At 66.5% G+C, this 668-nt stretch carries 1 protein-coding gene; it reads right to left on the bottom strand.

The genetic code is table 11. The annotated features are described in order from the left end of the window. Positions 1 to 123: 123 nt before the first annotated feature. The coding region (locus ABD323_RS43215) for an alpha/beta fold hydrolase (protein WP_344447507.1) at positions 124 to 668 on the bottom strand (545 nt) is incomplete at its 5' end.

Genomic DNA, 668 nt, shown 5'->3' with positions numbered 1-668 from the left:
CACAAATGCACCAAAAACGCCGCCGGGGTCTTCTCGGCGGCGCCTTCAGTGCATTGCGGACATCACCGATACGCACGGTGCCACGGCGCGGCGATCGACGAAATCACCCCAGCCCGGCGAGTTCTACAGGCCGGCCAGGAACTTCAGCAGCTCCGCGTTGACCTCCTCCGGACGCTCCTGCTGCGTCCAGTGCCCCACCCCCGGCAACGCCACCGTACGCGTCAGATTCGGCACCAGATGACGCAGATTCGCGATCAACTGGTCCAGCCCCGGAAGCTGCACACTCCCATCCCGCTCCCCGTACATGTACAACGCCGGAGCCGACATCGGCGCACCCTGCCACGGCGCCGTCAGCTCCCAGCTCAGCTCCATCGTCCGCCACCAGTTCAGACCACCCGAGAAACCCGTCCGCGCGAAATCCTCCGCGTAGACATCGAGGTCCGCCTCCGTCAGCCAGCCCGGCAGCTCACCCGCCTCCCGCAGCAGATCCAGCAGCGTGCCACCCTCCGGCACCACCGGCAAAACCGCCGCCGACGCCTGCGGCGAATCCCCGAACCCCCACCGGAAAATACGCGACAAAGACCCCCGCACATCCCCCGCCAACTCCGCATCCGCCACACCCGGCCGCTGCAGATAATTCATGTAGAAACCCTCACCCAACGCCTGCG

The sequence above is a fragment of the Kitasatospora nipponensis genome (assembly GCF_039528135.1).
GTDB lineage: Bacteria > Actinomycetota > Actinomycetes > Streptomycetales > Streptomycetaceae > Kitasatospora > Kitasatospora nipponensis.
Note: the sequence above shows the minus strand (reverse complement) of the source record. Positions and strands in the feature narration are given on the sequence as shown.